The sequence below is a fragment of the Wolbachia endosymbiont of Drosophila bocki genome (assembly GCF_028982005.1).
Classification (GTDB): Bacteria; Pseudomonadota; Alphaproteobacteria; order Rickettsiales; family Anaplasmataceae; genus Wolbachia; species Wolbachia pipientis.
In genome coordinates, this window is the sequence record NZ_JAPQLG010000221.1 from 1 (window position 1) to 3064 (window position 3064).

General features: G+C 34.1%; 4 protein-coding genes and 1 pseudogene. 3 read left to right on the plus strand and 2 right to left on the minus strand.

The features are described 5' to 3' along the window. Window positions 1-39 precede the first annotated feature (39 nt). Window positions 40-1044: an LD-carboxypeptidase gene (locus tag OZD61_RS05670; RefSeq protein ID WP_274980153.1), complete on the minus strand. Its 1005-nt coding sequence runs from the start codon at window positions 1042-1044 to the stop codon at window positions 40-42. Further along, a complete protein-coding gene (gene lipB, locus OZD61_RS05675) occupies window positions 1044-1685 on the minus strand; it encodes a lipoyl(octanoyl) transferase LipB (protein WP_274980154.1) in 642 nt (213 codons plus the stop codon). Before lipB ends, OZD61_RS05670 begins: the two co-directional genes overlap by 1 nt. 227 nt (window positions 1686-1912) lie before the next feature. Between lipB and OZD61_RS05680 the strand changes: the two genes are divergently transcribed. The 3 genes and pseudogenes from OZD61_RS05680 to OZD61_RS05690 form a co-directional block, all read left to right on the plus strand. After that, entirely contained in the window at window positions 1913-2146 is a 234-nt protein-coding gene (locus OZD61_RS05680) for a DUF6290 family protein (RefSeq protein ID WP_010081986.1), read from the plus strand. Next, window positions 2143-2385 (plus strand): type II toxin-antitoxin system RelE family toxin, encoded by a 243-nt coding sequence (locus OZD61_RS05685; RefSeq protein WP_227738598.1) that lies wholly within the window; start codon window positions 2143-2145, stop codon window positions 2383-2385. The genes OZD61_RS05680 and OZD61_RS05685 overlap by 4 nt, the downstream gene beginning before the upstream one ends. A 235-nt stretch (window positions 2386-2620) precedes the next feature. Next, window positions 2621-2980, plus strand: a pseudogene (locus OZD61_RS05690) (phage portal protein); the annotation flags it as partial. Between the last annotated feature and the right edge of the window lie 84 nt (window positions 2981-3064).

Genomic DNA, 3064 nt, shown 5'->3' on the forward strand with positions numbered 1-3064 from the left:
AGCTTGCAAATGATTGTCCTTTCCTTCATTTCTCTCCTATTACGAAGATTTTAAACAGGTTCTAAGATTAGCTAAATTCTGCACGTCCATAAAAAACAAACCTTCTTTTTCGTCTTGAACGCTAATAATAGCGTGAGTGTTAAAAGGTAAAGGATCATTTGTATGTCCATGGCCTACCCCTTTCATTGTAAATACAGGAAAGTTAACACTTTTTGCAAACCTTTCTTTTACAACTTCAACAAGGTTATCGTTATAGCAGTTAACGAAATCCCCAAAGATTACTGCATGTACTCCATCAAAGATGTGAGCTTGTTTTAGGTGATCTAAACTGCGCTCTATTGCGTATGGGTAGACTCTTATGTCCTCTAAAAATAGAATTTTACCTTTCGCATTTATTTGCCAAACAGTTCCTATACTGTTTTCAACTAGAGTCATATTACCACCGATGATTTTAGACTTTAATCTGCCATCTTTTAGTCTAATGCCATTATTTATCATCTTTAGCTTGTCAAATCTGATAGAATCCTGCTTGTTAAGAATTAACTCTTTCAGTTTTTTAACAGAGCTTTCAGAAATGGAGTTATTTACTATCATTTCCAACATGGTGCCGTGAAGAGTTTGCCAATTATATTTAGCTTGTAGATAGGTGTGCAAGGCAGTTATATCGCTATAGCCTATGAGGATTTTTTTGTTTTGAGCAATCCTTTCTTTTTTATCATTGGGTAACTTTTCTAGATAGGGAATTAACCGAGAAGCCCCTTCTCCTCCTCTGATACACCAGATTATTTTACTATCACCGGTTAGTGCACTAATCAAATCATTTGCTCTGAATTCATCAGAGTTGGAATAAAATGGATTATCATTACTATATATTTTCTCCGAAATATGGGGATTAAAATCCAAAGCTTCTACATATTCTTTTATAGTAGTCAGATCCAATTCTTTTCCCTTCGAAGAAGGAGCAATAATATCAACTTGGTCGATTGCATGAATACCTGTGTTAGCACATAAAGTGAGAATGAAGTATGAAAGGTAAACAATCATTAAAATATCTTATAAAACTCTTTTTTTAGTATATCATCCAATTCAGAGAGTGGAACTTTCACTCCTAGTTCTTCCATTGACGTGACGCCACAGCCTTGCAACCCACAAGGAATAATACCCTTATAGTGAGAGAGGTCTGGAAAGACGTTAAGCGCTATGCCATGATAAGTTACCCATTTTCTTAAACGGATACCAAAAGCTGCAATTTTTTTTTCTACTCCGTTATGGTTTACCCAAATGCCTATTCTATCTTCTCTAAACTCTCCAAGTATATTAAATTGCTTTAAAACATTTATGATCCACTTACTTAGATCTCTAATATATAGCTTTGTATCGCATTTGTTTCTTTTTTTAAGGTTTAACATTAAATATATAATGCGCTGTCCTGGACCATGATATGTGTGTTTACCACCCCTTCCTGTTTTATATATGGGAAATAGTTTTTCAACAATGTCATCAGCTGTTGCACTGATTCCTGCAGTGTAAAGTGGAGGGTGCTGGAGTAGCCATACCAATTCGTCTGCTGAATTATTGTGAATTTGTTGAATTTTCTCTTCCATAGATTTTACGGCACAGTTATAATCAATAAGCTGATTAGATATTAGCCATTCTGTCATGTTCAATTTCTTTTTTTTTAGTATAGCAGTTCGTTTTTTCCTGTTATTCCAGTGTGTGACACTGGGCGCAGCCTTTCTTATTCCTAATATACTTAATACTAACTTCTGTGCTATTTCTCCTTAACAAACATAGTACATGACAAATGTTTAATTATTTGTCAACACAGGTCCTCTTTACGTATAGGCAACTTTTTTTATTGAAAAATTCAGAAAAATGTTATACAATTACTAGTAGATTTTAGGTAAAATATATGGCAAACTCAAAATTTAGCATAACTTTCAACAACGAAATTTCAGAGTGTCTTGCTGGACTGGCTAAAATAAGAAATAAGTCCATTAAAGAACTAACAGAGAAGCTAATACAAGAAGCAATTGAAAATGAGGAAGATAAAATACTAATTGAGCGTGCTGCTAAACGTAATGTTTCAGGTGTAAAGAAAATTAGAAGTGAGGATGTAGACTGGAATACAATATTATCTTCATAGAAAGCGTTCTTGAGAAAGACCTTCCAGCTCTTCCAAAAACAATAAGATTAAGGATCATAAATGCGATAAATAAGCGCCTTACAGTTGATCCCATTAACCTTGGTGAGCCATTATATTACAGATTTAAAGGACAAAGAAGATTAAGGGTAGGTGATTATCGCGTTATCTATTCCGTAAATATTATAAAATATGAAGTGGTTATCACAGAGATAGGACACAGAAAAGATATTTATAAGTAAGTACATCATATAAATATTAAATATATTTTTACTCCTTCCTGATTCATTTTCTACCTTAGGTGGCTTCGCTCAGCTCAAAAAAAAAGCTCATTCTTTTTGCTACCCCTTATTGTGCCTGCCATTTAACTATTGTGTAGAGATTGCTCTCAAACATAATGTTCGTACGTTAGTATATCCTTCCTGTGACACCAATTGATATAATTCTACCACAAATTCAATTTTTTAGGAGGCATATATGAATCTCAATATTTTTCAAAGAAAAAAAAGCGCAGTATTTACTAAACATTCTGCTTTGCAGCTAATGATGGAGCCGAGTTGGAGTAAGCGTGATTATGTAAGTTTTGCTGAGGAAGGTTACATAAAAAATGTTATTGCCTTTCGCGCAATTAATATGATTGCAAGTGCTGCATCTTCGGTACCTTTTACTCTCTGCCAGCTTACTGAACAGGGAAAATCGCAATTAAAAGCCCATCCATTACTGAAATTACTTTATTCTCCTAATCCAATGACATCAAAATCGGAATTTATTGAGGGGATTGTAACTTATCGGTTAGTTAACGGCAATTCTTATATATTGATGATTGAGTCACAGAATAGTAGAAAACCACCGAAGGAAAGGACAATCATTTGCAAGCTGGTGTTGAGTTTACGTTCGCAATTTTTCCACAATCTTCTACAT